This is a genomic window from Alloyangia pacifica, assembly GCF_003111685.1.
Taxonomy (GTDB): Bacteria; Pseudomonadota; Alphaproteobacteria; order Rhodobacterales; family Rhodobacteraceae; genus Salipiger; species Salipiger pacificus_A.
In genome coordinates this window covers 940,635-965,118 of record NZ_CP022189.1, presented here as the reverse complement: position 1 = coordinate 965,118, position 24,484 = coordinate 940,635, and the positions used below count along the sequence as shown (strand labels likewise).

The following is a 24,484-nucleotide window of genomic DNA, read 5'->3' as shown; positions in this document are numbered from 1 at the left end:
CCTATTCCGCCGCCAACTCGGGGCGGCGGCGCAGGGTGCAGAACTCGCTGCGCAGCATCTCCAGCATCGGCGCGATGATCTGCGGCTTGGCGGCCGAGCCATAAAGGCAGATCTGCTGCAGCCCGAGGTCCGGCAATACGCCCTGCGGGATCATCTCGAAATGCTGCGGCGCGTGCCCCTCGAGGATCGGCGTCACCGCAAGATCGGCCGAGACCGAGACCTCGATGGTCCGGTCCATCTCGGAATCCACCGCCAGCTCCCAGTCGAGCCCCTCGCGCTCCATCTGCGCGATGGCGACGGGCCGGAAGCCGCAGCGGCGCGAAAAAGCAATCCGCAGCGGCTTGCTCCGCCAGGCGGTGCCGCCCGGCGCACCGAACCAGCGCAGCGGCACCTCGAGCAGCGCCTCACCGCCCTCGCCCGGCGCGCTCTCGGTGGTGAGGATAACGTCGATGGCGCCGCGGGCGAACTGTTCCTTGAGATCCGAGGTATAGGAGCTGATCAGCTGCACCCGCACCCGCGGGTAATCGCGCTGCATGCGCTTCATGATCCGCGGGATCACCGGGTAGACGATGTCATGCGGCACGCCGAGCACGATCTCCCCCTCCCACTCCTGCCGGGTGAGCCGGGCGTAGATCTCGTCGTTCATCTCGACCATGCGGCGGGCGTATTTCAGCAGGTGCTCGCCGGCGGGCGTCAGCGCCACGCCCCGCCCCGAGCGGTCGAGCAACGCCAGCCCCAGCATCTCCTCGAGCCGCTTGAGCTGCATCGAGACCGCCGATTGCGTCAGGTTCAGAAAGCCCGCCGCGCGGGTCACCCCGCCGGCATCCGCCACCGCCACGAACGAACGCAGGGTCGTCAGATCGAGGTTTCGCATACATCAAGCTCCGTGATGATTTGCTTCAGGAACATTCGTTTTACAGATATCCTCCCTCGCAGCATAACTCATCACACAGCAACATGGAAACACCCAAACACATCAGCATATGTGAAGGATAGCCTCATGCTCCGTGATATTGCCCTGCCCCGCGCCCGGATCGGGCACCGCCCGCTGCGCCGCGCATCCCTGCTGACCCATTTTGTCGCGCTGCTCGGCCTCTCCCGCCAGCGCCGCAAGCTCGCCGAGCTCGACGATCATCTGCTGCGCGATCTGGGTCTGACCAGGCGCCAGGCACTGGAAGAGGCCAAGCGCGGCTTCTGGGACGCGCCGAGCCACTGGCGCCTCTGAGCCCTGCCGCAAGCCCCTCGCGCCATTTCACTTTTCGGTCCGCTCCCCCCGGGGCCCGCACTGCCCTCTCCGCCGCCGCCCCGCCGCGGCTGAACGGAGAGGGCAATTTTAGTTCATAAACAGTCTCTTTTACGCATCGCCCTTCTTGAAAAGAAGCAAGCCGCTGCCAATATCGGACCCGAACAGTTATACTGCTGCTGCACATATTCAACTCGGAGGACACGACCCGATGGCAGACTTGAACACAATCCGGACCCACGGCGCGGCTGGCGCACGCGCGGCCCAGATTGACGCGGGGCTCCGCGCGCACATGAACAAGGTCTATGCGACCATGTCCGTGGGCATGCTGCTGACCTTCGCAGTCGCCTGGGCCGTCGGCACGAGCCCTAATCTTCTGGCGGTCTTCCGCGACCCGATGACCCTTCAGCCGAACATCCTCGGCTGGATCGTCATGTTTGCACCGCTGATCATGGTCTTCGCCTTTGGCGCGGCCCTCCAGCGCCTGTCCGCCGCCGGCGCGCAGCTCTTCTTCTACGCCTTCGCGGCGGTGATGGGGCTGTCGCTGAGCTGGATCTTCGTGGCCTTCACCGGCTTCTCGATCGCCCAGGTCTTCCTGGTGACCGCGATCGCCTTCGCCGGCCTGTCGCTCTGGGGCTACACCACGAAGAAGGACATCTCCGGCTGGGGGTCGTTCCTCATCATGGGCGTGATCGGCATCCTCGTGGCCTCGATCATCAACATCTTCCTCGGCTCGCCGGCGATCCACTTCGCCATCTCGATCCTGGGTGTGCTGATCTTCGCCGGCCTGACCGCCTATGACACGCAGAACATCAAGAACACCTACATCCAGCACGCCGCCAGCGGCGACAGCGAATGGCTCGCCAAGTCGGCCATCGTCGGCGCGCTGAACCTCTACATGGACTTCATCAACCTGTTCATGTTCCTGCTGCAGCTGATGGGCAACCGCGAGTAATCGCGCCGCCAGCACCGGCATCCCGGCCCCGCCAGACCCCGGTCTGGCGGGGCTTTTCTTTGGGCGCGCCCCGGCGGCCTCAAAGCGGCGATGGCACCTCTCCGCGCAGCAGCTCGGCCCCCATCAGCCCGCGCAGCGAATTGCCGATCCAGAGCCGTTTGGCACGCCGCAGATCGGCAAGGCTGACCACTGCCTCGGCAAAGGCGCCCTCCTCCAGCAGCGTCTCGCGAAGTACCCCCGGCAGCAGCCCTGACGCCAGCACCGGGGTCACCCGCGCGCCGTCTTCACGCTCCAGAAAGACATTCGTGTAAGCCCCCTCGCAGAGCTCGCCGCGGGTGTTGAGAAAGAGCAGCTCATCCACACCCTCGGGCCGCGCCCCAAGCGCCGCGTCATAGAGTGCCCGCGCGGTGGTCTTGTGGCGCAGCAGCGCCGCCCCGGGGTCGAGCCGCACGGCGCAGAGCATCACCCGCGTCCCCGCGGGGACAGCGGCGGGATCGAAGGGCGCCGAGGTGATCTCGATATCCCCCGCCCGGCCCACGGTCAGCCGCAGCCGCCGCGGGCTGTCGGCATAAAACCCAGCCAATGCAGCCTCCAGCGCCGCCCGCTCCAGCGGAATGCCGAGCGCCGCCGCGCTGCGCAGGCAGCGCGCCACGTGCCGCGCGCCGCGCAGGGGTCCGCTGCCAGGCTGCCAGCGCAGGGTTTCGATCAGCCGCAGCTCGGGGCTCAGCCCTGCTGCATCAATCCGGTCAGGAATCGGGCTTTCCACAGCGCCTCCTCGTATTCCGCCTCGCAGCTGCTGTCCTGCACGATGCCGCCGCCGACACCCAGCAGGGCGCGGCCCGCGCCGGTCACGCTCAGCGTGCGGATCGCCACGTTGAACTCCGCCGTCCCATCCGGCGCCATCCAGCCGAGCCCGCCGCAATAGACCCCGCGGCGCCATCCCTCGAGCCGGTGGATCGCCTTCATCGCAGCGATCTTCGGCGCCCCGGTGATCGAGCCGCAAGGGAAAATCGCCCGCAGCAGGTCCGTCACCGAGGGGCGCCCCTCGAGCTCGGCCGCCACCCGCGAGACCATCTGGTGCACCGTGGCATAGCGTTCGACCTTCAGCAGTTCGGGCACCTTGACGCTGCCCGGCCGCGCCAGCCGCGACAGGTCGTTGCGCATCAGGTCCACGATCATCACGTTCTCGGCGCGGTTCTTCTCGTCCGCCGCCAGCGCCTCGCGCAGCGCATCGTCCTCCGCCGGGGTGGCGCCCCGCGGGGCGGTGCCCTTCATCGGCGCCACCTCGATGCGGCCCCTTGCGTCGAGCTGGAAGAAAAGCTCTGGCGAGCAAGACAGGATCGTCTCGCCCCCAAGCTGTGCAAAGCCACCGTGGCCCACCGGCTGATAGGCCCGCAGCGCCGCCCAGAGCGCCTCGGGCGTGCCCTCGAAGCGGGCCTCCACCGGCATGGTCAGGTTGACCTGATAGAGGTCGCCCGCCGCCAGCATCTCCTTGATTTCGTGGAAGGCCCCGGCGTAGCGCTCTGCTGACCAGAGCGGCGTCACGGAGGTGACCCGCGCGCCCTGTCCCGGCATCTCTTCCAGCGCCTCCGAGGCATCCTGCGGGGCGTCGAAAATACCGAAGTGCAGCAGCGGGGCACCGGGTGCCCAGAGCTGCGCCAGCGACGGCTCCAGCGCGAAGCCCAACTCGTAGGCGGCGTAACCCGCGACCCAGAAGCCCTCGGCCCGGGCCTGCTCGAGCCGCGCCAGCGCCACGAGCGCCCCGGCGGGGCTCGACGCGGTGACCAGTTCGCGCGGACGCTCGAAGAGCGCCGCTGCGCCGCCCGGTCCTGCCTCAAGAATGATCCGCGTTTCGTCCATCGCTACCCGGCCCCTGCTTCGTCGCGCGACCCCTAGCAGAGCGCCGCGGTCCGCGCGAGAGGCCAATGCGCAGCAAAAAGGCCGTCCCCGCGGGGACGGCCTTTGGCCGATGCGACACGGACACCGCTCAGTTCAGCGCAAGCTCGCTGCGAGCCGGGGCGCTGGTCACGGTGACCGCCTCGGCGGCGCGCTCGAAACGGTAGGAGACGCCCGAGACCCCCGGCAGGCCGAAGGTGGTGCTGTCACCATCCTCGAGCCGCATCGCAAGGCGCATCGGCTCGCCACCTGCGCGCTCGGTGTAGAAGGCGACGACCTCGATGCCGGTTTCATCCACGGGCTGGGTGTAGACGGACATATCCACGGTGCCCTCGCGCAGCGTGCCACCGGCGAGCGGCTCGGAGAGGGTCAGCGAGGCGGCGGACGCAGCCAGCGGCAGCGACATGGGAAGGGCAATGGCCAGGGCGGCCAGGAGAGAAGATTTGATCATATGGGTCTCTTTCGGATCTGCGCGGAACGCGCCGGGAGGGAGGGACCGCGACTTGGGCGGCCGAAATTTCTGCGACACAGCGTCTCACGAAAGGGAAAGCGCAGAAACCCACGAGACGGAATGCCCGTCATGCAGGGAAATCAGGGCCTTAGCGGTATACCATGGGCCACTTTGGCATACGGAGTCCGCCACGTGCCTCGGACATCAGGCAAATTCGCGCCCTGCGCAAACCGGGATGCACGCCGCAGAAACGACAAGAGCCGCGCGGTTTCCCGTGCGGCTCTCGTGATCCGAAATCAAGGAAGGCTTACTTGATCTTGCCTTCTTTATATTCCACGTGCTTGCGCACGACCGGGTCGTACTTGCGCACGGTCATCTTTTCGGTCATGGTCCGCGCGTTTTTCTTGGTCACGTAGAAATGGCCCGTCCCGGCGGTCGAGTTCAGGCGGATCTTGATGGTGGTCGGCTTCGCCATTCTTCTTCTCCTGCAACGGGGGGCGAAAGCCGCCCGTGAAATCTCTTGGAGCCCGCCTTTTACCCAGCCGCGGCCCGGAGTCAACAGCTCTCGGGTCGGGAATCGCGAGGAAGACGGATTTTCCCCAAATTCATCCCCAGCGCGCCCGGCGCGGACGGAGGAGATATCATGCGTGGAGGACCTATAAGCCGGATTTTGTCCAGAGCGGGTTGCCCCGCCCCTGTGCGACCATTCCTCTAGGCCGTACGTTGCCGCACGGCTCAAGCTGCCAACCCGGACCCCTCGGGCTGAAGCGGCCCTGCGGCGATATCTCCGAAGAGATCATGCCCCGCGCGGGGTCCCTATTTGGCATTGCTCCCGGTGGGGCTTGCCATGCGGGGCCTGTTGCCAGCCCCCCGGTGGGCTCTTACCCCACCGTTTCACCCTTACCGCCCCGAGGGACGGCGGTCTGTTCTCTGTGGCGCTTTCCGTCAGGTTGCCCTGCCCGGGCATTACCCGGCACCGATGCTTCAGCGAGTCCGGACTTTCCTCTCCGGCGGTCACCCGCCGCAGCGGCCGCCCAGCCCTCCACGCCCGGCTCCCATAGGCGGCGGCGCGGGGGCGGTCAAGCTTTGGCGCGACTCAGCGCGGCGCCGGGAGGCGCATCCAGGCGCGGATCGCCGCGCTGAGCGCATCCGGATCCTCGAGCATGGGCAGGTGGCCGGTGCCCGCGATCATCCGCAGCACCGCGCCGGGGATCAGCTCGGCCAGCACGCTCTGTCGTTTCTCGGGGTAGAGCGTGTCCTGCGTCCCGGCGACGATCATCACCGGGATGCGAAGCTTGCGCACGACCGCCTGCTGGTCGCGCCGACGTTGCAAGGCCCGCGCCTGCCGCACGAAGACATCGGAGCCGAAGCCCTCGGCCATGTCGCGCACCAGCGCCATGATCTCGTCGCGATAGGGGGTTTCGGCGAGGCTCTCCTCGGGGAGCAGCGCCTCGACCGCTTCTGCGAACTTTCCGGCGCGGGCCTTGATCACCAGCCGGTCGCGCTCGTCGGCCTGCTGCGGTGTGTCGGCGAGGGGCGAGCTGCCGATCAGCATCAGCCGCGTCACGCGGTCGGGCGCACGCCGCTGCAGCTCGATCGCCACCATCCCGCCGAAGCCGCAGCCCGCCAGCGCGAAGCGGCGGGGCAGCACGTCGAGCAGGGTCGAGGCGATCTCTTCGATGCGGTCGCCGAGGTGGACGGGGGCGACCATCACCGCCATCTCGCGCGAGAGGTCGGCGATCTGCGGGCCGTAGAGCCGCGCGTCGCACATGGTTTCCGGCAACAGGACGAGCGGCTCAGCCATGCCGCCGCCTCCGGGTGTCCGGGTCGTGGTTCCGCGCGGCGGGCGCCGCGCGCATGAGATGCGTGAGCTGGGTCACCAAGTCCGTTCTGCCCTGTCGTCAAGCCGCGGGACTTTTCGCGGCGCCCGATGCGCCGGTCCCTGCAGTGGGACGTAGACTATATGCCGGGGATTCCCAGCGAAAGCAGGAAGTCACCACACCGGCGGGCCGCCGCCGTGGGGCGGTCTTCGCAGCAGCCGGGGCGGCGCGGGGCTCAGCCAAGCCGCGCCGCGGCGGGCTTGCTGGTCGCCTGCGCCGGGACGGCGCCGGTGCCAATGTGGATCTGCATCCAGACCGCCGCTTCGTCGTAGAGCGACCATTCCCGGCGCAACCCTTCAGGCCCGAACTCGGCCTGGCTGAGCCCCATCACGTGCACCTCTGCCCCGGTGGGCGGGCCGAAGCGGCCCCAGCCGTCGTGCCGACCGTTCAGCGACCAGCGCAGCGCGGTGCGCGGCGGGCAGCGCGGCGCCTCGGCGCCGGCGCGGTGGTGGATGGTGAAACGCGCCGAGGGGAAGGCCGCACGCAGCCCCAGCCAGAAGCGCTCGCCGCCTTCGGCGCCGCGCGACATTTCTCCGCCCGGAAGGCAGAGCCGCGCGGAAGCGTCGTAACGGGCCGGGGCGACCGAGAAGCCGCCGTCCATCATCTCTTCGAGCAGGGCGGCATGGGCTTCGCCCCAGCGGCTGTCGTCGCCCTGCCCCGTGTAGGGGCCCTGTGCGTCGACCTGCGGGCGGAAGGGCTGGCTGTCCGGGTCGCGCCCGGTGAGTCGCCAGCGCGCCCAGTCCCGCACCGAAAGGCCGATCTGGCGCAGGATTGCCCCGGTGTCGCGCACCGCCCAGAGGTCGGCGACGCGATTGTCCTTGGCATGCAGCTCGGCAAGCATGCGAAAACGCAGACGTGTCCCGGATGGTGCGCCAAAGACCCCCTCGCCGCCATGCGAGGCCGAACACAGCAGCCGCTGCGCGCCGAGGAGCCCGCGCCGCGGGGTGCCGGTCCAAAGCACATCCTCGGTCACCACCTCGAGGTCCGGCAGGGCCGAGACCAGCTCGAAGACCTCGGCGCGCAGCGCCTCGGGGCCGAAGCCGATGCCGCCGGGGCGGCGCAGGATCACGTGAGGGTGCCAGAGCCGATCCAGCGCCTGTTCGCCGCCGAGCCCCCGGCGCGACCAGACCTGCTGCGCCAACTGGCGCAGGTAGTCGGGGTAGTCCCGGTATTGCGGATCGAAGCCCTGCATGGCCGCCTCCCTTGCCGGGGGCAGCCTAGGCGCGCGTGGTTAAGAAAGCCCTGCCGGGCTCAGTAGCCGCGCCAGCGGAAGGCGCCATCCTCGGCCCGGAGCGGCGAGAACGGGTTGTGGGCAATCTCCCAGACGTGTCCTTCGGGGTCGGCGAAATAGCCGATGTGCCCGCCCCAGTGCACCCCGCCGCCGGGGCGCAGGATCTTTGCCCCCGCCGCCTCGGCCTTGGCCATCAGGGCGTCCACCTCCTCGGGCGAGCCGACGTTATGCGCCAGCGTCATCGCGCCATGGCCGAGGGTCTCGGGGGCCACCCCCATGTCCTCGGCCAGCGCGTCGCGGGAATAGATGCCGATCGCCTGCCCCAGCAGGTCGAAGACCACCATGCCGGGCACCGCATCGACGCGCTGCCATCCCAGCGCCTCGTAGAAGCCGGCCAGCGCCTCGGGGTCACGGGCGGCAAGGGTGATAAGGCTGATGCGATGGTCCATGGTCTCTCCTCAGCCGCCAACCTCGAGGATGGCGGTCTCGATATGGGTCAGGTTCTCGGGCTCGGAAAAGCGGTGGTCGGCGCCCTTCACCAGCGTGAGCCGCAGGTCGGGGCTGTCGATGTGGTCGAGCAGGCGCAGCGCGGTCTCGCGGGTCACCGCCTCGTCTTCGGTGCCCTGCACCAGCCGCACCGGGAAGGGCATCGGCAGCGGGCTCCGCAGCACGAGGTTCTCGCGCCCATCCTCGATCAGCTTGCGGGTGACGGCATAGGGATCGCCATAGGCCGAGGGCAGGTAGACCACGCCCGTCTCCATCACCTCGGTCCGCTCGGCCTCGGAGAACCCGGCCCAAAAGCCGTCCTCGGTGAAATCCGGCGCGGCGGCGATGCCGACGAAGCCGCGCACGTCCTTCAGCCGCTGGGTCAGCAGGCTGCCGATCCAGCCGCCCATCGACGAGCCGACGAGGATCAGCGGGCCCGAGGTGGCATGTTCGATCACCGCCTGCGCATCCGCCGCCCAATCGCCGATACAGCCGTCCTCGAAGGTGCCGCCGGACTGCCCGTGGCCGGAGTAGTCAAGCCGCAGGAAGGCGCGGCCGCGGGACTTGGCCCAGGCCTCGAGATGCAGGGCCTTGGTGCCTTCCATGTCGGACTTGTAGCCCGACAGGAAGACCACGGTCGGTCCCTCCCCCGGCGTGTGGACATAGGCGAGGCGATAGTCGGGCATGTCGAGATATTGGGTCATCGGTCCTTGCATGTCTTGCGGCGGCTGCATCTGTCGGCGCCAAACTGACGCCTGATCCGGCGCGAGGCAAGGGCCCCGGGACGGGCAGCGCTGGCGGTTTGCCGCCTGCCACAGAAAGGCTGTTGGTGCGCCGCCCCGATTGCGGCAAACTGGGTTTCGTATTTTTGCAAGAAGTCCATTTCCAGGAGATATAGTCATGGCAGGTTTTGCCACAAACGCGGGGAGTCCGCCCCACAGCACCCCCATCAGAGCGCATGACATCCTCGGCGCTTTCGAGGCGATGCGCGGCGATCTCGGCGCCATGCCGCACCCTGCCCCGGCGCAGCAGGTGGAATTCGTCATCGCCAACGACACCGAGCTGACCTGGCACCTCATGGGCGACGCGCTGCATGCCGGCGACTGGCTGGAGACGGCGCTACCGCCGCAGGTGATCGCGGGCTTCCAGGCCGTCGGCGCCACCGCCGAGAACAGCGCTGGCGGGGTCGGCGCCTCGATCGGCTTCCGCCACGATTTCCACGACGAGAGCGTCGGCACGCTCAGTGCGTTTTTCATCGTCTTCGGCGCCTGCCCGAAGTCGACCGCGGACCGGGTGGAGCTCTATTCCGGCGTGATGCCCAAGCGCGCGCTCGACGGCATGGCGCATGACGGCAGCGAGTTCGTCTTGCGCATCGGCGAGAAGCTTGAGGACCGCGGCGGCGACCGGCGCGCGCAGCACACGCACATTACGCTGGGCGATCTCGATCTGGCACTGACCGCCACCTATTCCGGAACCGTGCCGGGGGTGGTCGAGCTGGCGATCACGCGCGTCTGAGCCCGCCACATGACGGTGGAGTACATCCGCTACACGGTGCCCGAGGCGCAGCAGGACGACTTCCTGCGCGCCTATGCCGAGGCGCGGGCGCCGCTGCTGCGCTCGCCCTACGCGCTGGAGTTCGAGATCTGCCAGTGCGACGAGGACGCTACTCAATTCATCCTGCGCATCCAGTGGACCTCGGCCGAGGATCACATGGAGAAATTCCGCGGCAGCGCCGAATTCCGCGAGTTCTTCGGGCACATCCGGCCGTTTCTCGGAATGATCGACGAGATGCGTCACTACACGCCGCGCTAGGAGGTGGCTGCGCCGCCCCCGCGTCCGGGATCGCGGCGCGGCACGAAAAAGGGGCTGGAGTCTCCCCCCGCCCCTTCGGCATTGCACGAGTTGGCGCGGCTCAGAGTTGGGCCATGACCTCGTCGGAAGCTTCGAAGTTGGTGGTGACGCGCTGCACGTCGTCGTCGTCTTCGAGCGCATCGACCAGCTTCATCAGCGTCTGCATCGAGTCGAGATCGAGCTCGGTGGTGGTGGTCGGCTTCCAGATCAGCTTGGTCGATTCCGACTCGCCAAGCTCAGCCTCGAGCGCGGTGGCGACCTCGTTCAGATCGGTGTCGGCGCAGTAGATGACGTGCTCTTCCTCGTCGCTCTCGACATCCTCGGCGCCAGCTTCGATCGCCGCCATCATGACGGTGTCGGCGTCACCGGCGGCGGCCTTGTAGATGATCTCGCCCTTGCGCTCGAACATGAAGGCAACCGAACCGGTCTCGCCGAGGTTGCCGCCGTTCTTGGTGAAGGTCGAGCGCACATTGGAGGCGGTGCGGTTGCGGTTGTCGGTCATCGCCTCGACGATCACAGCCACGCCGTTCGGGCCGTATCCCTCGTAGCGGATTTCCTCGTAATCCTCACCGTCGCCGCCGATCGCCTTCTTGATGGCGCGCTCGATGTTGTCCTTGGGCATGGACTGGCTCTTGGCTTCCTTGACGGCGAGCCGCAGGCGCGGGTTCTTTTCGGGATCGGGATCGCCCATCTTGGCGGCGATGGTGATCTCCTTGGAGAATTTCGAGAAGAGCTTGGCGCGCACCGCGTCCTGACGGCCCTTGCGGTGCTGGATGTTTGCCCATTTGGAATGGCCGGCCATGTGGACCCCTTGCCTCGTCTGTCATGTGGAATATCGCGGTCTCATACCCCAGAGCCCCCCGCCCCCGCAAGCCCGACGCCCCTGTTTTGCAGGGATGCGGACGCCTAAGACCGGAGCGGCCCTGCACATTCGGGCCGCCGCTATGCGCCCCGCCCCGCTCAGAGCGGGAAAAACAGCGGGATCAGCATCGCGGCGAGGATGCCCATGGTCACGTTCAGCGGCACGCCGACCTTGAGGAAGTCGGAGAACCGGTAGCCGCCGGGGCCGTAGACCAGCGTGTTGGTCTGGTAGCCGATGGGCGTCGCGAAGCTGCAGGAGGCCGCAACCATCACCGCCACCACCAGCGGGCGCGGATCGATCCCAAGGTGATGCGCGAGACCGATGGCGATCGGCGTGACCACCACGGCGACGGCGTTGTTGCTCACCGCCTCGGTCAGGATCGACGTCATCAGGAAGACCGCCCAGACCAGCAGCGGTCCCGGCAGCGTCTCGAGCAGCGGCGCGATGGCCCCCACGATCAGCTGCACCGCGCCAGAGGCTTCCAGCGCCGCGCCGATGGCGAGCATGGCGAAGATCAGCGCCAGCAGCTGACCCTCGACGAAGGAGAAGGCCTCGTCGCTGTCGATGCAGCGGGTGAAGAGCACCACCGCCACGGCGATCACCGCCAGCGCGAGGATCGGTGCGACGCCGAGCGCCGCCAGCACCACGATGCCGCCCATGGCGCCGATGGCCACCGGCGCATGGCCGCGGCGGAAGGCGCGGGCCGAGGGGCGCGAGACGTCGACCAGTTCCATTTCCTCGGCGAGACGCTTGATGTCCTCGGGGGCGCCCTCGAGCAGCAGCGTGTCGCCGACGCGCACTACAAGCTCGTCGATCTTGCGGCCGATGTTCTGGTTCCGCCGGTGCACCGCCAGCGGGTAGACCCCGAAGCGGCGGCGCAGGCGCAGCCCGCCGAGACTGCGGCCGACCATCTTGCAGCCGGGCGAGATCAGCGCCTCGACCGTGGTGGTTTCCTTGGCCGAGACCTGGTCGACGCGCTTGAGCGACTTGTTGCGCTGCAGCGACAGAAGCTCGGTCATCTGGGTGCGCAGCACGACCCGATCCCCGACCTGCAGCGTCACCCCTTCAAGGTTGCGGCGCAGCGACTCGTCGCCGCGCACCACGTCGATCAGCCGCACACCCTCGCGTTTGAAGAGCTGCACGCCGAGCACCTCGCGGCCGATGAGGTCGCTGTCGGGCGGCACCACCGCCTCGGTAAAGAACTTCATCCGCGAGCGATCCGACAGCATCCCCGCCATGGAGTGGCGGTCGGGCAGCAAGAAGCGCCCGACAAAGGTCAGGTAGAGCATGCCCCAGGCCACGAGGATGATCGCCAGCGGGGTGACCTCGAAAATGCTGAAGGCCTCGAGCCCCTGGGCCCGCGCCACGCCGTCGACCAGCAGGTTGGTCGATGTGCCGATGAGCGTGGTGGTGCCGCCGAGAATCGCGGCATAGCTCAGCGGGATCAGCAGCTTGGAAGGTTGAAGGCCGAGCGATTTCGAGATCTGCACGAAGACCGGCAGCATCAGCACGACGACCGGCGTGTTGTTCATGAAGGCCGAGGCAAGGATCACCACGCCCATGATCACCGCCATGGCCTTTTTCGGCCGGCGCTGCACCTGCGCCTGCGCGTAGGTGGCGAAGGTGTCGAGCGCGCCGGTGCGCACCAGCGCCCCCATCACCACGAACATCGCCGCGATGGTCCAGGGGGCCGGGTTCGACAGCACGCTGAGCGCATCCTGGTAGGGCAGCACGCCCATGGCCAGCAGGAAGGCGGTGCCGCCGATCGCCACCACCTCGGTCGGGTAGGTCTCGCGGATGAAGAGCAGGAACATCGCAAGGACCGTGCCGATCGTGACCCAGGCCTGTGCCGTCTGGCTCAGCTCGAAGAAATTCATACTTGTACGTCGCCTGTCTGCGCGCCCGACCCGTTGAAGCGCCGCTCATTCTTAGCGGATGCGCCGGCGCTTACAAGAATGTGGCGCGGCCGCGGCTGCACCAGCGCCATGCCTGCCAACATCATGAGCAGCGCCCCCCAGATCGCCCCGCTGTAGCTCTCGCCTAGGAAGAGCATGGCCCAGAAGAGCCCGAAAAGTGTTACCAGATAGCTGACCTGCACCGCAAAGACCGCCCCAGCCGAGGCCACCACCGCCACGTAGCCCGCATAGGCCAGCGCATGGATCGCCGAACCCGCCAGGATCGCGAGATCCGGCGCGCCCCAGGGCGGGCGCGGGTCGATGAACTGACCGCCGAGCAGCGCCATCGGCAGGGCGATCACCGCGCCAAGCGCCGAGGCCCCGGCCAGCAGCTTGACCGGGTCGAGCCCGCGCGTGCCCCAGCGGCCCACCACGTTGCCTTCGAGCGCGTAGAAGACCGAGGAGACCAGCGCGACGGGGATCCAGCGCGCCATACCCGGCTCGGGCAGGCTGGTCTCGGGCAGCACCAGCAACGCCACTGCGCCCAGCCCCAGCGAGAGCCCGGCGAGGCGCCGCCGCGAGAAGCGGTCGTTGCCAAGCGCCAGCGCCAGCGGGAAGGCGAACATCGGGACCGCCGAGAGCAGGATCGAGATCAGCCCCGAGGGCAAATGCACGGCGGCGGTATACGAGGAGATGCCCGGCAGCACCGTGCCTGCCAGCGCCACGAACAGCAGCAGCGGCGGATCCCCGCGTGCGAACCGCAGGCTGCGCCCGCGCAGCAGGGTCACAGTACCCAGCAACAGCGCGCCAAGGGCCAGCTGCCAGAACAGGATGCCGACGTGGCGGTAGCCCTCGGATACGGCGATCTTGGACAGCGGCTGGCCCGCGCCCCAAAGCGCACCCACCGCGATCAGCGCGAGAAAGGGCAAGGCCCGGTGCATCAGGGGCCGGCCTGCTCCAGCCGCCCGCCCTGGCGCACCATGCGCACCGAGGTCGCCTTGCCGGTGCGGTCATCGGTCTCGACCAGCACGCCAGAGAGCGTCGCCTCGCCGAGCGCCGGCTGGAAGCGGGTCTTGCCCATGCCGGTGACGAAGCGGCGCATCGGCTCGGCCTTTTCCATGCCGATCACCGAGTTGTAATCGCCGCACATGCCGGCATCCGTCAGGTAGCCCGTGCCGCCCGGCAGGATCTGCGCGTCGCCGGTGGGGACGTGGGTGTGGGTGCCGACGACAAGGCTGGCGCGCCCGTCGCAGAAATGCCCCATGCCCATCTTCTCCGAGGTCGCCTCGCAATGCATGTCGACGAGGATCATCTGCGCCTGCCCGCCCAGCGGGTGGCGCCGCAGCACCTCGTCCACCGCCGAAAACGGATCGGCGAAGGCGCGTTTCATGAAGACCTGCCCCAGCACCTGCAGCACCAGCACCTTGCGCCCGCGGCGGGCGGTGAAGAGCGCGGCGCCGCGGCCCGGCGCCTGCTTGGCGAAGTTCAGCGGGCGGATGATGCGCGGCTCGCTCTCGATGTAGGTGAGCATTTCCTTCTGGTCGAAGGCGTGATCGCCCAGCGTGACCACGTCGGCCCCGGCCTCGAGAATCATCTTGGCATGGGCGCCGGTCAGCCCGGTGCCGCTCGAGGCGTTCTCGCCGTTCACCACGACGAAATCGAGTTTCCAGTCTTCGCGCAGGCGGGGAAGGGTCTCGGCGATGGCAGCCCGCCCGGCGCGGCCCATCACGTCCCCAAGAAAGAGTGTTCTCATGTGAGCATGGGTACGCGCGGCGGACGGGAAAGCAAAGCCCCTTTCGGTCGCGGCAGGCTGTCCCGGCGACGCTTTGGCGGACGGTCGGGGACCGCCCCCGGCGGGCGTATTTGGAAAGAAAGGAGGCGGCTTGGGGCTTCGAGCTCGGAGGCCCGCGGCTTTATTGGCAGCGCAGGGCTGCCTCGGAGCGTGCCGCCGTCCAGGCGCCGAGATCGCGCAATTCGAGGCGGCCTGCGCGGAGGCGCGCCGCGACGAGGCGGGAGAAATCGCCGTCAGCCAGAACCATCTCGGGGCCGCTGCCGCAGTCGCGCAGGCCGCCCGCGATATGATCCCAGCCGATGCGATGATTGGTCAGCCCGGGCCGCGCCGCGACGTCGCGCAGCTGCGGGTCGCCGGGGCGGTAGCGCACCACGCGCAGGGTCTTGGCAAGGTGTGGGCGGTCGACATAGGCCAGCTCAAGAGCGCCGTCGCCGTCGAGGTCGGCGCCGCCGAGCGGGGCGAGCCAGCGGTGCGCCTGCCCGATGAAGACGGTGGCGGCGAGCAGGCCTCTGGGGGTGTAGAGCGCCAGTCGGGCGCCCTTGGACTGATCGCTCTCGACCACCAGCGCGGCCCAGCCGCCCTCGGGGAGCGGCACGACGCGCGGGGCGATGTCCTCGAAGACGCGGGTCTGCGGCAGGCGCAGGAGCGCCGGGCCGTCGGGGCCGTCGAACCGCAGCGCGCCCCATTCCACCGCATCGCCAAGCACGCCGTGATCGTAGCGCGTGGTGGGCTCTGCATAGCGGGCGGCGGGCGTCTCGGCGCGCGCGGCGCCGAGGACAAGGCTAAGCGCCAGCCCCGGGAGTGCCCCCAGGGCAAGCGCCGCAAAACGCGCGCGGAGCGCGCCGCGCGGGGATCGGGGCGCTTCGCTCAGATCTGCTTCTCCGGCATCTGCACGACCAGACCGTCGAGCGCATCGGTCACCTTGAGCTGGCAGGTCAGGCGCGAGCGGTCGGCGTCGGGCTGGAAGGCGAAGTCGAGCATGTCTTCTTCCATGTCGTCCTTCGGCGGCAGCTTCTCGATCCAGTCGGGGTGCACGTAGACATGGCAGGTCGAGCAGGCGCAGGCTCCGCCGCAATCGGCCTCGATGCCCGGGATATTGTTGTCGCGCGCGCCTTCCATCACGGTCAGGCCGTTCGGAACCTCTACGACATGCTCGGTGCCGCCAAACTCGATATAGGTGATCTTCGCCATCGGCCTTGTCTCCATCATTCGTCAGGGCGCGTTGTAGCCTTCGTATCGGGGGCGGGTCCAGAGGGCAGCACTGTGCTTTCCGTGCCGAAAGCGCAGCCTGCGCCCGGCAGATCACGCTGTAGACGGCGCCCCGGCCTTCCCCGGTTCCGCGGCAGTTGCTAGGGTCCGCCGCAAAAGACGACCTGAGGCCCGAGCCATGCCCCCGATCCTGCCCCGCGCCTGCCTGCCTGTGCTGCTGTCGCTGCTCGCCGCTTGCGGCGCGCCGCAGCCGCCCGACGAGGAAGCGCCGCTGCCCCCCGAGCGGGCCGCGGACGGCAGCTGCTGGGCCCGCGAGCACATCCCGGCGATCTATGAGCAGGTCCAGGGCGAAGTGCTGGTGGTGCAGGCCGAGATCGCCGAGGATGGCACGGTGCTGCGCGCGCCGATCTACCGCCGCACCCAGGTGCCGAAGCTGGTGCGCCCGCGCGGCGAGATGCGCTTCGAGGCGCCCTGCCCCGCGCAGATGACCCCGGAGTTCGTCGCCTCGGTGCAGCGGGCGCTGGCGGCGCGCGGAGAGTTTTCCGGCGCAGTGACCGGCGCGATGGATGCCCCGACCCGCGCCGCGGTGCGCCGCTACCAGACGGCGCGCGGGCTCGAGAGCGGACAGTTGTCGTTAGAGACCGCCCGGGCGCTTGGCCTCGTCCCGGTGGACCTGTCCGAGATCACGGAATCAACCGGGTGAAGCGCCGGCGGAGCGGCTTTTCACGCGGCGGGCGGGAGCATGCCACCCGAAGACTCCACCTAAGTGGTTAAAAATTGGTCACTTGGTGCGGAATGTTCGGAGGGCTTCCGGAACGGAAAGAGAACGTATAGGCGAAAATCCGCCGGTTCCAAGGGGTCACGAATTCTTCGATTTGTTACAAACATTGAGTTTACCATCCTTCGCATGAGGCCGCCGCGGGAACAGCGGCGCCGAGCAGAACAACAAGATGCCGAGGGACACAATGCGCGTGGAAAACGCCACACTCAGGTCGCGGGCCACACCGGTCGCCTGCGCGTTTCTCCTGATGATCACCGCCGCCTGCTCCAACACGCCCGAGATCCAGCGGCTGTCGGATATCGAGCTGAGCCCCCAGCGCCAGGAACTGGCCCTGCGTGAGGCAAAGAAGCTGCAGTCCAACGGCCAGAGGGTCTGGTGTGTTCCCTACGCGCGCAATCTCAGTGGCATCAACATCCGCGGCAATGCTGAAACCTGGTGGGGCCAAGCCAAGAACCTTTACGACCGCGGCACCCGACCGGCCATCGGCGCGGTGATGGCCTTCAGCAAGACCTCGCGGCTGCCGATGGGCCATGTCGCCGTGGTTTCCGAGGTCGTCTCGCCGCGCGAAGTGATGGTCGATCACGCCAACTGGCACCGCAATCAGGTGTCGCTGAAGATGGCGGTCGTCGATGTCTCGCCGCGCAACGACTGGTCCGAGGTGCGGCTCGAGAGCAACCCCGGCACCTTCGGAAGCGTCTACCCGGTCAACGGATTCATCTACCCCTCGCGTCTCAACTGAGCCGCATTCGGCCTGCCTCGAAATGATGAACGGCGCGGTCCATGGGACCGCGCCGCGTTGTTTTCGGAAGGTGCCCTGCCCCGCGCGGGAGCAAGGCGCCGACCTCATTCGTCGTCCACGCAGATCTGCTTCTGGGTGCCGAGCTTCTCGATGCCCAGCTCCACCGTGTCGCCCGCCTTCAGGTAGCGCGGCGGCTTGAAGCCGAGGCCGACGCCCGGAGGCGTGCCGGTCGAAATGATGTCGCCCGGCTCGAGTGTGAAGAACTGCGACAGGTAGGAGACGAGGAAGGGCACGCGGTAGACCATGGTGGCGGTGGAGCCGTCCTGCACACGCTCGCCATTCACCTCGAGCCACATGCCGAGGTTGTCGAAGTCACCCACCTCGTCCGGGGTTACCAGCCAGGGGCCGGTCGGGCCAAAGTTGTCCGAGGACTTGCCCTTCACCCATTGGCCGGCGCGCTCGGCCTGGAATTCGCGCTCCGAGACGTCGTTGATCAGGCAAAAGCCCGCGACGTGATCCATCGCGTCTTCTTCGGCCACGTATTTCGCGGTCTTGCCGATGACGAAGCCCAGCTCGACCTCCCAGTCGGTCTTGACCGAGTTGCGGGGAATGATGATCGGATCATTCGGGCCGCAGATCGCCGAGGTGAACTTGGCAAAGATCACCGGCTCGGGCGGCACGTCCATGCCGCTTTCGGCGGCGTGGTCGGCGTAGTTGAGACCAATGCAGATGAACTTGCGGGTGCCGCCGACGCAGGCACCGTAGCGCGGCTCGCCCTCGACCAGCGGCAGCGAGGCCGGGTCGATCGACTTCAACGTGTCGAGGTCGGCGAGCACATCGCCCGCGATGTCCGAGACGTGGCCCGAGAGGTCGCGCAGCTTGCCGTCGGCGTCGATCAGGCCGGGTTTCTCAGCGCCGCGGGCGCCGTAACGTGCGAATTTCATGGGGGGGTTCCTTTTGAAGTCTTAGGTGGTCCAGCCGCCGTCTATGACGTGGGCCTGACCGGTGGTGAAACCGGAGTCGTCGGAAGCGAGATAGGCCGCCAACGCGGCCACCTCGTTCGGATCGCCCACCCGGCCCATCGGCTGGCGGGCGACAAAGGCCTTGAGTGCACCCTCGTAATCGCCGGTGTCGCGCAGGCGCTGGTGCAGCGAGGGGCTGTCGACCGTGCCCGGGCAGATCGCATTGCAGCGGATACCCTGGGTCACGTAATCGGCGGCGACACCCTTGGTCAACCCGACCACGGCGGCCTTGGAGGCCGAATAGACCAGCCGGTTGACCGGCCCGGTGATCGGCCCGGCGACCGACGACATGTTGATGATCGAGCCGCCGCCATTACCGAGCATTCCCGGCAGGAAGGCGCGGATCATCCGGAACTGCGCCTTGGCGTTAAGGTCGAAGGCGAAATCCCATTCGTCCTCGGTGGCCTCGAGAAGCGTGCCCGCGTGGACGATGCCTGCGCAGTTGAACAGCACGTTGACCGCGCCCACCTCTTCGGCAAAGGCCTTGATCGCCGCGCCGTCGAGCACGTTGAGCTTCTTGGCGGTGATGCCCGCGATCTGCCCGAGCTCTTCCAGCGCCGCCTCATTGATGTCGGTGGCGATGACCTCGGCCCCTTCGGCGGCGAAACGCTCCGCCGTGGCACGGCCGATCCCCTGCCCGGCAGCGGTGATCACCGCCCTCTTGCCGGCAAGTCTTTTCTCCAAGTTCATTCTTCCTCCTGCTCCCTCTTGCAGACATCACGCGCCCGGCAGCCAATCCCGACCGGGCCTCCCCTGCTCTCGCAAAGGATCTCACTGATGCTGCGCGTTCTTCCTATGATGCGCCCGGCGCCCCCGTCCATGTCCGTGTCCGTGTCCATATCCAGAACTTCGGCAGGCCCGGGATCACGTCCCTGCCTTGCAAGGGTCGGACAGCCACCCTGCCCCACCGGCCCGACTTTGGGCGCGGTTCAGTCAAGATGAAAGACCTCTTCCGTCTCGGCCCACCACGCGCCCTCGGGGCGCGTCTCGAGCGGGCGCTGCAACGGCATGCAGTGCGACCACCAGTCCTGTGTCACGGGATCCGCCGCCATCTTCGCCATGTCCGCGTCGAAGTCGGTTCCGACATACTCGAAATAGGCAAAGAGCAAATTCTCCGGCTCCTTGAGGAAAATCGAATAATTGCGGATGTTGCAGGCGGTGATCGTCGCCAGCACCTGCGGCCAGACCGCGGCATGCAAGCGCTTGTACTCGGCGATCCCGGCGGGATCGACAGCGATGATCTGGCCGTGGCGTTGGGCAGTCATGCGGGCTCCTCGGTGGTGCGGGCGGGGATGCATACCGGCGCCCGCCGCAGCGAACCATTTATATTCGGGGCGATCATTCATATCTAAACGCCAAGCTGACGTACTGTCAACGCGCCCGGGCATGAGAAAAGGCGCCCCGGACTCCCGATACGCCGGACAACGATTTTCCTGGCTGTCCCCGCGGGGACGGGTCCCGGCTCAGCCCTCGGTGGCGCGGCGCATCTCTTCCTCGAACTGCACGCGCAGCTTCTTGCGGATCGCCGCGGCGCGCTGGCGCTTCTTTTCCAGTTCGGTGGAGACCTCGAGCGTCGGGACCTCGGCGGGGCGGCCCTCGTCGTCCACGGCGACCATTGTAAAGTAGCACGAGTTGGTGTGGCGGCGGCTGCCCTTGCGGATGTCCTCGGCCTCGACCCGGATGCCGATTTCCATCGAGGTGCGGCCCGCGTGGTTCACCCGGGCGCGAAACGTCACCAACTCGCCCACGTTGATCGGCTGCTTGAAGGTCACCTGATCGACCGACAGCGTCACCGCATAGCGCCCCGAGAACCGCGAGGCGCAGGAGAAGGCGACGCGGTCGAGCAGGTTGAGCAGCGCTCCGCCGTGCACCTTGCCGCTGAAATTCGCCATGTCCGGCGTCATAAGAACGGTCATCTCGAGTTCGCGGGGGTCCATGGCTTGCTCCATCACTGGCCTGATCATCCGAAGCACAGCGCTAGCACAGGGCGGACGCGGGATGCCGCAACTTTCCGTCCCGAAAGTGCGGATTCCCCGCCGCGCGGGCAGAGCCGCATCGCCGCACATGCAAAAGATGTGCGAAAAAAAGTGAGTCGCGCATGGAGAGCGCTCGACGTTCGGATCCGAACTCGCTCGCCCCCCGCCCCGGCCGGAAAGGCCTGACCGTGACCTTTTCGCATCCGACAGGAAAACCCCACACATTCCCCCCGGCTTATCCACGTGGACGCTACGTAAACCTCTGGATGACTCGGTTGAGCACTCGGGGCTTCACCGACATTCTTGGGGGACTGCCACCCCTCATAAGGAGACCTTCATGGCCCGGATTCTTCTGATCCTTCCAGACCAGGACCAGCGCAGCGCTCTGGATCGCATCCTTGCCGAGGGCGGCCATGATGCCTTCCAAACCGCCACTGCCGTGGACGCGCGCCCGCTGATCGAAAGCGGGCTCTATGACCTGGTGATGCTGGATCCCGAGCTGCCCGACCAGGATGGCTTCGATTTCCTGCGCGATCTGCGCGCGGGCAACAAGCGCCAGCCGATCGTGGTGCTGAACCGCTACGCGCGGGTCGCGACCACGCTGATTGCAAAGGGGCTTGGTGCGAGCGGCATCCTGACGATGCCCTTCACCCGCGGCGAGTTCTTCATGACCATCGACGACGCGATCGCCGCCTGAGCGATCGCCCCGGCCGGACCGGCCCCGCCGAGGCACGGCCAACGCCAGAACGCCGCGGCAACGGACGCTCATCGCGCCCCGCCGCCGCGGCTCCCTCCGCAGGGTCCTTTTCGCAGAGTTGGAAACAGCTGCGCCCGGCTTCCGAAGGAGCGGGGCGCGTGTCTTTCAGAGCGTCTTGGGCAACGGCGCGCTGACGAACTCGAGCCCGCAGTTTTTCTGGATGCTGGCCGCTTCAAGCGCATCCATCGTGCCCTTCAGCCGCGCGACCTCCGACGCATTGGCATCGTTGCCGCCGACAAGGAACGCTGCAGGCCAGAACAGCCCCAGCGCGACACTCGCCGCTACGGCATCGTTCCTTGCCTTGACGTTCTGGATCTTGAACGCGAGCGCTGACCGCTCGGATATGCGCAGCGCTTCTTCGGTAACCTGGCTGCAAGAATACGACTGGAACTGTAACGGCGAAACATATTGACCGGAAATTTTCCCGGATTTCGTTGCGCAGCCCGCAGTTGCGAGGCACGCGGCAAGCCCGAGGGCAACAAGCCTGAAGCTCATGTTTTCTTTCCTTCACGTGACAGTGCGTGAAGAAGGCGGATTTCCGCTCATCAAATCAACCTGACGTAGATTCGCTCAGCGGATTCTCGCAAGACGTGTGCCCCTGCGGTCACAGAGCCTCATGGTTGAGCAATTTTGCCCGCGCGGCAGAGCACCTGTCCGCGGAGCGCGGCCCCTGCAGCGAAATCGAGGACGAGATCGCCGAGGGGCACCGCGGCTCTTGGCCGCTCGGTCTGGCCGGGTGTGGCCGGCGTGGCGCGACGCCTAGCGCTCGGCCTCGGACGCATCGTCCTCCTGCGCGTATTTCCGTCCGAACGCGGAGAGCGCGCCACGCAGGCCGCGCCCGGCACGGGCGGCCTCCTTGCGCATGCCGCTGGTCTTTGCCTCGATCCGCAGCCGGTTTCTTTGGGTGTCGAGCGCCGGGCCGATGAGGCTGTCGATGCGGGCGCGCAGACGGTCGATGTTCCAATCCGGCTCGGTGAGCACGACGGGGATCGTGTTGGCTGTGGCGCGGGGGTCGGCGATGTCCTGCTGGACGGCGGCGACGACCTCGGTGACGCGCTCCATGGCCTCGTCGGTGAGATGCCCCTCGGGAAACGGCCAGCCGGGCATCAGCGCATCGATGCAGGAGACCGCCACGACCACCGGTGGCATCCGCCGCCGCGGATCGGCCGAAACGATCTCACGCAGCTTCGCGATCGTGGCGCGGTCGATTTCGCGCGCGGGGCGGTTGGCGCGGACAGTCCAGATGACGAGATCGGCCCGCGCCAACTCCGTGGCGACGATCCGCGCCAGCCGCTCGGAGCCATCGAGCCCCGGCATGTCGAGCAGCATCGTCTCGACCCCGTCGAACTCGGTGGGAAAGGTCTTTGGCGCGTCCGTGGTCGGGATCACGTCGACCTCGGCCAGGTCGGCGCCAAGCAGCGCGTTGACCAGGCTCGACTTGCCGGCGCTGATCTGCCCGGCGACGGCGATGCGCAGCGGCATGTCGCTGGCCGCCAGCCGCGCCCGGTCGAGGTCGCTGGAGGCAAGCCCGAGGTCGAGCAGTTCGGAATCCGAGAAGCGCAGCCGCCCGGAGTAAAGCTCGACCGCCGCCGCCGCGACCTCTTCGAGCAGAAGCGCCTGCAGGATGACGGTGCCCTCGCTGGTGACAAAGGACGAATGCCCCTCGGCGATGACCCCCTCGATCTCGCGCAGCACGGCGGTGGGCAGGGATTTGACCGCGCGGATCACCCGCCAGGCATTCCAGCCGTGTTTCTTGACCTTCCAGGCGACGTCGCGGCGCTCCCAGAGCCAGAGCAGCGTGCCCACCGAAATGCTGTCGGAAAAGGGCACCTTGTCGCGGATGTCCGCGCGCAGGCGCACGGCAACGCGGTCGATGAGCAGCAGCGCCTCGGGAACGGTGAAGTCGAGCACCCCCTTGTCGCCCTTGCCCGAGGCCGCGGCGACCCGGCGCACCACCTCCTGCGCAATCGGCTGCAGGTCCTCCCACGGCAGCGGCTGCGCCGTGGTCTCCGCGATGAAGATCTGCGCGGCCTCGAAGGCACCGCTCTCGCGTTCGCCCCACGTGGGGTCGACCCGCGCATGAAGCTGGTCGGGGCGCGGCGCGGTACCGGTCTCGCGGCCCCGCATCCAAAGGCGCACCAACCGTATGAGCGCCACCAGCCCCCCGAGCGAGATCGAGGCAACGATGAACTCGATGAGCCAGCTGTGCTCGATCATCCAGGCGAATCCGGCGAGCATCGCCGCCACGAAAGGCAGCGCAAGCGCGGCAACCGCCAGCAGCCGGTCCCAGCGCAAGAGCGCCGGGCGGAGGCGCTCAGTCAGCTTCATCCGAGGACCTCCTGAAGGCGCGCTGGTAGACCTTGCGCAGCTCCTCCTCGCTCGGCGCGCTGCCCTGCGCGCTGCGGTAGAGGAAATAGGCCGCGGCGCGGCCAAGGGCGTAGGTGGTGGCAAAGCTGATCGCTCCGGCGGTGGCGGCGCCCACGGTCTGGCCGTAGACCGGGATCAGCTTGGCCAGCTCGCGCAGACCGAAATTCGTTGCATAGCGCGCGCCGATGCTGACCCCCATGGTGCTGAGGAAGGCCGCGCCGACCTTGCGGTCCCACTTCACCCCGTAGCGCAGGCCCAGCTCGTGCAGCATCTTGAGCTGCGTGGCGGGCACCGCGACCATGCCGACCACCGGCGCAAGATCGCTGGTCAGCGCCACCCCGGCATAGGAGAGCACGCAGCGCTTGTGCTTTTCGAACTCGATCTGCTCGGCGTCGCCAGCGCGGGATTTCTCCAGCAGCAGGCCCGCTGCGGGCAGCGCCTCGAGCAGATGCCCGCGCAGGGCGTCGAGCCCCTCGACATCGGTCGCCTCGCGGGGCGCCAGAGACAGGCTGACCGCGGGAAGCGCGCGGCCCGCGGCCCGGCCCATGCGGGCGGCAATGGTGCGCTCGGCACGGTCGCGGGCGTCTGGATCGGTGACGAGGTCCTTGCCGGTGAGCACGAGGATGGTGCGCATCCCGGCCTCTGCCCGGATGATGTCCGACAGCGCGTCGGCGACCACGCCCTGCACCGGGTCGTCGAGCCGGCAGACAACCAGCAGCACGTGGCTGCGGTCGCGGCAGGCGGCGAGATCCTCGGCCGGGTCATATCCCGCCTCGCCCAGCCCGCGCGTGTCGAGAAAGCGCACGAGCGGCTGATCGGGGGGGAAGTCGTAACTGCGCGCAGAACGCGTGCAGGGCTGGAAACCGTCCCCGATCTCGACGTCGGATTGTTCGGTGAGGGCGCCGACGAGCGAAGATTTGCCCGCACCGGTCTTGCCGAGCAGCCAGACCACCGGCAGCACGATCTCGTCGCCCGCCTCGGTGGGGGTACGTTTGGCGCGTCTGAATATCCGGTTCAGCATCCTGTGTCCGATCTGCGGCTTGCCTCGTCCGCCTTGCTAGAATGGTCCGTCAAAAACCCCCCAGGTTCAA

Annotated in this window: 29 protein-coding genes and 1 other RNA gene; 7 read left to right on the top strand and 23 right to left on the bottom strand. The window is 67.8% G+C overall.

Translation table 11 applies throughout. The features are described 5' to 3' along the window. Position 1: 1 nt before the first annotated feature. Positions 2 to 874 (bottom strand): LysR family transcriptional regulator, encoded by an 873-nt coding sequence (locus CEW88_RS04645; protein WP_108964896.1) that lies wholly within the window; start codon positions 872 to 874, stop codon positions 2 to 4. Between the two features lie 126 nt (positions 875 to 1,000). Between CEW88_RS04645 and CEW88_RS04640 the strand changes: the two genes are divergently transcribed. Beyond that, positions 1,001 to 1,225, top strand: a complete 225-nt coding sequence (locus CEW88_RS04640; protein WP_108964895.1) for a DUF1127 domain-containing protein — start codon at positions 1,001 to 1,003, stop codon at positions 1,223 to 1,225. Positions 1,226 to 1,454: 229 nt separating this feature from the next. Then, a complete protein-coding gene (locus CEW88_RS04635) occupies positions 1,455 to 2,198 on the top strand; it encodes a Bax inhibitor-1/YccA family protein (RefSeq protein WP_108964894.1) in 744 nt (247 codons plus the stop codon). A 79-nt stretch (positions 2,199 to 2,277) separates the two neighbouring features. On the opposite strand, the gene CEW88_RS04630 is transcribed toward CEW88_RS04635, so the two are convergent. The 9 genes from CEW88_RS04630 to CEW88_RS04590 form a co-directional block, all read right to left on the bottom strand. Beyond that, entirely contained in the window at positions 2,278 to 2,964 is a 687-nt protein-coding gene (locus CEW88_RS04630) for an aminotransferase class IV (RefSeq protein ID WP_254694436.1), read from the bottom strand. Continuing rightward, positions 2,922 to 4,058, bottom strand: a complete 1,137-nt coding sequence (locus tag CEW88_RS04625) for an aminodeoxychorismate synthase component I (protein WP_108964893.1) — start codon at positions 4,056 to 4,058, stop codon at positions 2,922 to 2,924. The genes CEW88_RS04630 and CEW88_RS04625 overlap by 43 nt, the downstream gene beginning before the upstream one ends. Before the next feature lie 127 nt (positions 4,059 to 4,185). Continuing rightward, positions 4,186 to 4,545 carry a hypothetical protein gene (locus CEW88_RS04620; RefSeq protein ID WP_235940282.1) on the bottom strand — a complete coding sequence of 120 codons (360 nt, stop codon included), beginning with the start codon at positions 4,543 to 4,545 and terminating at the stop codon, positions 4,186 to 4,188. Between the two features lie 307 nt (positions 4,546 to 4,852). Continuing rightward, complete coding sequence (gene rpmG / locus CEW88_RS04615; RefSeq protein WP_007799108.1) at positions 4,853 to 5,020, bottom strand: 50S ribosomal protein L33; 168 nt, start codon at positions 5,018 to 5,020, stop codon at positions 4,853 to 4,855. 168 nt (positions 5,021 to 5,188) lie between these two features. After that, positions 5,189 to 5,591: RNase P RNA component class A (rnpB, locus tag CEW88_RS04610), an RNA gene on the bottom strand. A gap of 50 nt (positions 5,592 to 5,641) precedes the next feature. Next, positions 5,642 to 6,349: an alpha/beta fold hydrolase gene (locus CEW88_RS04605; protein ID WP_108964892.1), complete on the bottom strand. Its 708-nt coding sequence runs from the start codon at positions 6,347 to 6,349 to the stop codon at positions 5,642 to 5,644. 251 nt (positions 6,350 to 6,600) lie between these two features. After that, on the bottom strand, positions 6,601 to 7,617 hold the full coding sequence (locus tag CEW88_RS04600; protein ID WP_108964891.1) for an ester cyclase: 1,017 nt from the start codon (positions 7,615 to 7,617) through the stop codon (positions 6,601 to 6,603). Between the two features lie 59 nt (positions 7,618 to 7,676). Further along, positions 7,677 to 8,105, bottom strand: coding sequence for a VOC family protein (locus tag CEW88_RS04595; protein ID WP_108964890.1), 429 nt, complete (start codon positions 8,103 to 8,105; stop codon positions 7,677 to 7,679). 9 nt (positions 8,106 to 8,114) lie between these two features. After that, entirely contained in the window at positions 8,115 to 8,846 is a 732-nt protein-coding gene (locus tag CEW88_RS04590; RefSeq protein ID WP_108964889.1) for an alpha/beta fold hydrolase, read from the bottom strand. Between the two features lie 196 nt (positions 8,847 to 9,042). On the opposite strand from CEW88_RS04590, the gene CEW88_RS04585 reads away from it, so the two are divergent. Both CEW88_RS04585 and CEW88_RS04580 read left to right on the top strand, forming a co-directional pair. Beyond that, a complete protein-coding gene (locus CEW88_RS04585; protein WP_108964888.1) occupies positions 9,043 to 9,657 on the top strand; it encodes a hypothetical protein in 615 nt (204 codons plus the stop codon). A gap of 9 nt (positions 9,658 to 9,666) precedes the next feature. After that, entirely contained in the window at positions 9,667 to 9,954 is a 288-nt protein-coding gene (locus CEW88_RS04580; RefSeq protein WP_108964887.1) for an antibiotic biosynthesis monooxygenase family protein, read from the top strand. 100 nt (positions 9,955 to 10,054) lie between these two features. Here CEW88_RS04580 and CEW88_RS04575 read toward each other — a convergent pair whose 3' ends face one another. From CEW88_RS04575 to CEW88_RS04550, 6 genes are all read right to left on the bottom strand, one after another. Beyond that, a complete protein-coding gene (locus tag CEW88_RS04575; RefSeq protein WP_108964886.1) occupies positions 10,055 to 10,795 on the bottom strand; it encodes a YebC/PmpR family DNA-binding transcriptional regulator in 741 nt (246 codons plus the stop codon). A gap of 158 nt (positions 10,796 to 10,953) precedes the next feature. After that, positions 10,954 to 12,732 carry an SLC13 family permease gene (locus CEW88_RS04570; RefSeq protein WP_108964885.1) on the bottom strand — a complete coding sequence of 593 codons (1,779 nt, stop codon included), beginning with the start codon at positions 12,730 to 12,732 and terminating at the stop codon, positions 10,954 to 10,956. Next, the gene (locus tag CEW88_RS04565) at positions 12,729 to 13,691 is read right to left on the bottom strand and encodes a DMT family transporter (RefSeq protein WP_108964884.1); all 963 of its coding nucleotides are present in this window, start codon (positions 13,689 to 13,691) and stop codon (positions 12,729 to 12,731) included. Before CEW88_RS04565 ends, CEW88_RS04570 begins: the two co-directional genes overlap by 4 nt. Beyond that, positions 13,691 to 14,503, bottom strand: a complete 813-nt coding sequence (locus CEW88_RS04560) for a TIGR00282 family metallophosphoesterase (RefSeq protein WP_108964883.1) — start codon at positions 14,501 to 14,503, stop codon at positions 13,691 to 13,693. Before CEW88_RS04560 ends, CEW88_RS04565 begins: the two co-directional genes overlap by 1 nt. A 160-nt stretch (positions 14,504 to 14,663) precedes the next feature. Next, a complete protein-coding gene (locus CEW88_RS04555) occupies positions 14,664 to 15,248 on the bottom strand; it encodes a VCBS repeat-containing protein (protein WP_254694435.1) in 585 nt (194 codons plus the stop codon). Positions 15,249 to 15,409: 161 nt separating this feature from the next. Further along, positions 15,410 to 15,733 (bottom strand): 2Fe-2S iron-sulfur cluster-binding protein, encoded by a 324-nt coding sequence (locus CEW88_RS04550; RefSeq protein WP_092429612.1) that lies wholly within the window; start codon positions 15,731 to 15,733, stop codon positions 15,410 to 15,412. A gap of 196 nt (positions 15,734 to 15,929) precedes the next feature. Between CEW88_RS04550 and CEW88_RS04545 the strand changes: the two genes are divergently transcribed. Both CEW88_RS04545 and CEW88_RS04540 read left to right on the top strand, forming a co-directional pair. Next, entirely contained in the window at positions 15,930 to 16,454 is a 525-nt protein-coding gene (locus CEW88_RS04545) for a peptidoglycan-binding domain-containing protein (protein ID WP_108964882.1), read from the top strand. 262 nt (positions 16,455 to 16,716) lie between these two features. After that, positions 16,717 to 17,271 carry a CHAP domain-containing protein gene (locus tag CEW88_RS04540; protein ID WP_108964881.1) on the top strand — a complete coding sequence of 185 codons (555 nt, stop codon included), beginning with the start codon at positions 16,717 to 16,719 and terminating at the stop codon, positions 17,269 to 17,271. A 104-nt stretch (positions 17,272 to 17,375) separates the two neighbouring features. On the opposite strand, the gene CEW88_RS04535 is transcribed toward CEW88_RS04540, so the two are convergent. The 4 genes from CEW88_RS04535 to CEW88_RS04520 form a co-directional block, all read right to left on the bottom strand. Then, positions 17,376 to 18,215: a fumarylacetoacetate hydrolase family protein gene (locus CEW88_RS04535; RefSeq protein ID WP_108964880.1), complete on the bottom strand. Its 840-nt coding sequence runs from the start codon at positions 18,213 to 18,215 to the stop codon at positions 17,376 to 17,378. A gap of 21 nt (positions 18,216 to 18,236) precedes the next feature. Further along, positions 18,237 to 18,983, bottom strand: a complete 747-nt coding sequence (locus CEW88_RS04530; RefSeq protein ID WP_193989054.1) for an SDR family oxidoreductase — start codon at positions 18,981 to 18,983, stop codon at positions 18,237 to 18,239. Between the two features lie 239 nt (positions 18,984 to 19,222). Next, positions 19,223 to 19,558, bottom strand: coding sequence for an L-rhamnose mutarotase (locus CEW88_RS04525; protein ID WP_108964879.1), 336 nt, complete (start codon positions 19,556 to 19,558; stop codon positions 19,223 to 19,225). Between the two features lie 198 nt (positions 19,559 to 19,756). Beyond that, positions 19,757 to 20,230 (bottom strand): acyl-CoA thioesterase, encoded by a 474-nt coding sequence (locus tag CEW88_RS04520; RefSeq protein WP_108967540.1) that lies wholly within the window; start codon positions 20,228 to 20,230, stop codon positions 19,757 to 19,759. A 376-nt stretch (positions 20,231 to 20,606) separates the two neighbouring features. Between CEW88_RS04520 and CEW88_RS04515 the strand changes: the two genes are divergently transcribed. After that, on the top strand, positions 20,607 to 20,966 hold the full coding sequence (locus CEW88_RS04515) for a response regulator (protein WP_108964878.1): 360 nt from the start codon (positions 20,607 to 20,609) through the stop codon (positions 20,964 to 20,966). Between the two features lie 165 nt (positions 20,967 to 21,131). On the opposite strand, the gene CEW88_RS04510 is transcribed toward CEW88_RS04515, so the two are convergent. From CEW88_RS04510 to CEW88_RS04500, 3 genes are all read right to left on the bottom strand, one after another. Beyond that, the gene (locus tag CEW88_RS04510) at positions 21,132 to 21,521 is read right to left on the bottom strand and encodes a hypothetical protein (RefSeq protein ID WP_108964877.1); all 390 of its coding nucleotides are present in this window, start codon (positions 21,519 to 21,521) and stop codon (positions 21,132 to 21,134) included. 264 nt (positions 21,522 to 21,785) lie between these two features. Next, positions 21,786 to 23,354: a GTPase family protein gene (locus tag CEW88_RS25280; RefSeq protein WP_108964876.1), complete on the bottom strand. Its 1,569-nt coding sequence runs from the start codon at positions 23,352 to 23,354 to the stop codon at positions 21,786 to 21,788. Beyond that, on the bottom strand, positions 23,341 to 24,414 hold the full coding sequence (locus CEW88_RS04500) for a YcjF family protein (protein WP_108964875.1): 1,074 nt from the start codon (positions 24,412 to 24,414) through the stop codon (positions 23,341 to 23,343). The genes CEW88_RS25280 and CEW88_RS04500 overlap by 14 nt, the downstream gene beginning before the upstream one ends. Positions 24,415 to 24,484: the final 70 nt, after the last annotated feature.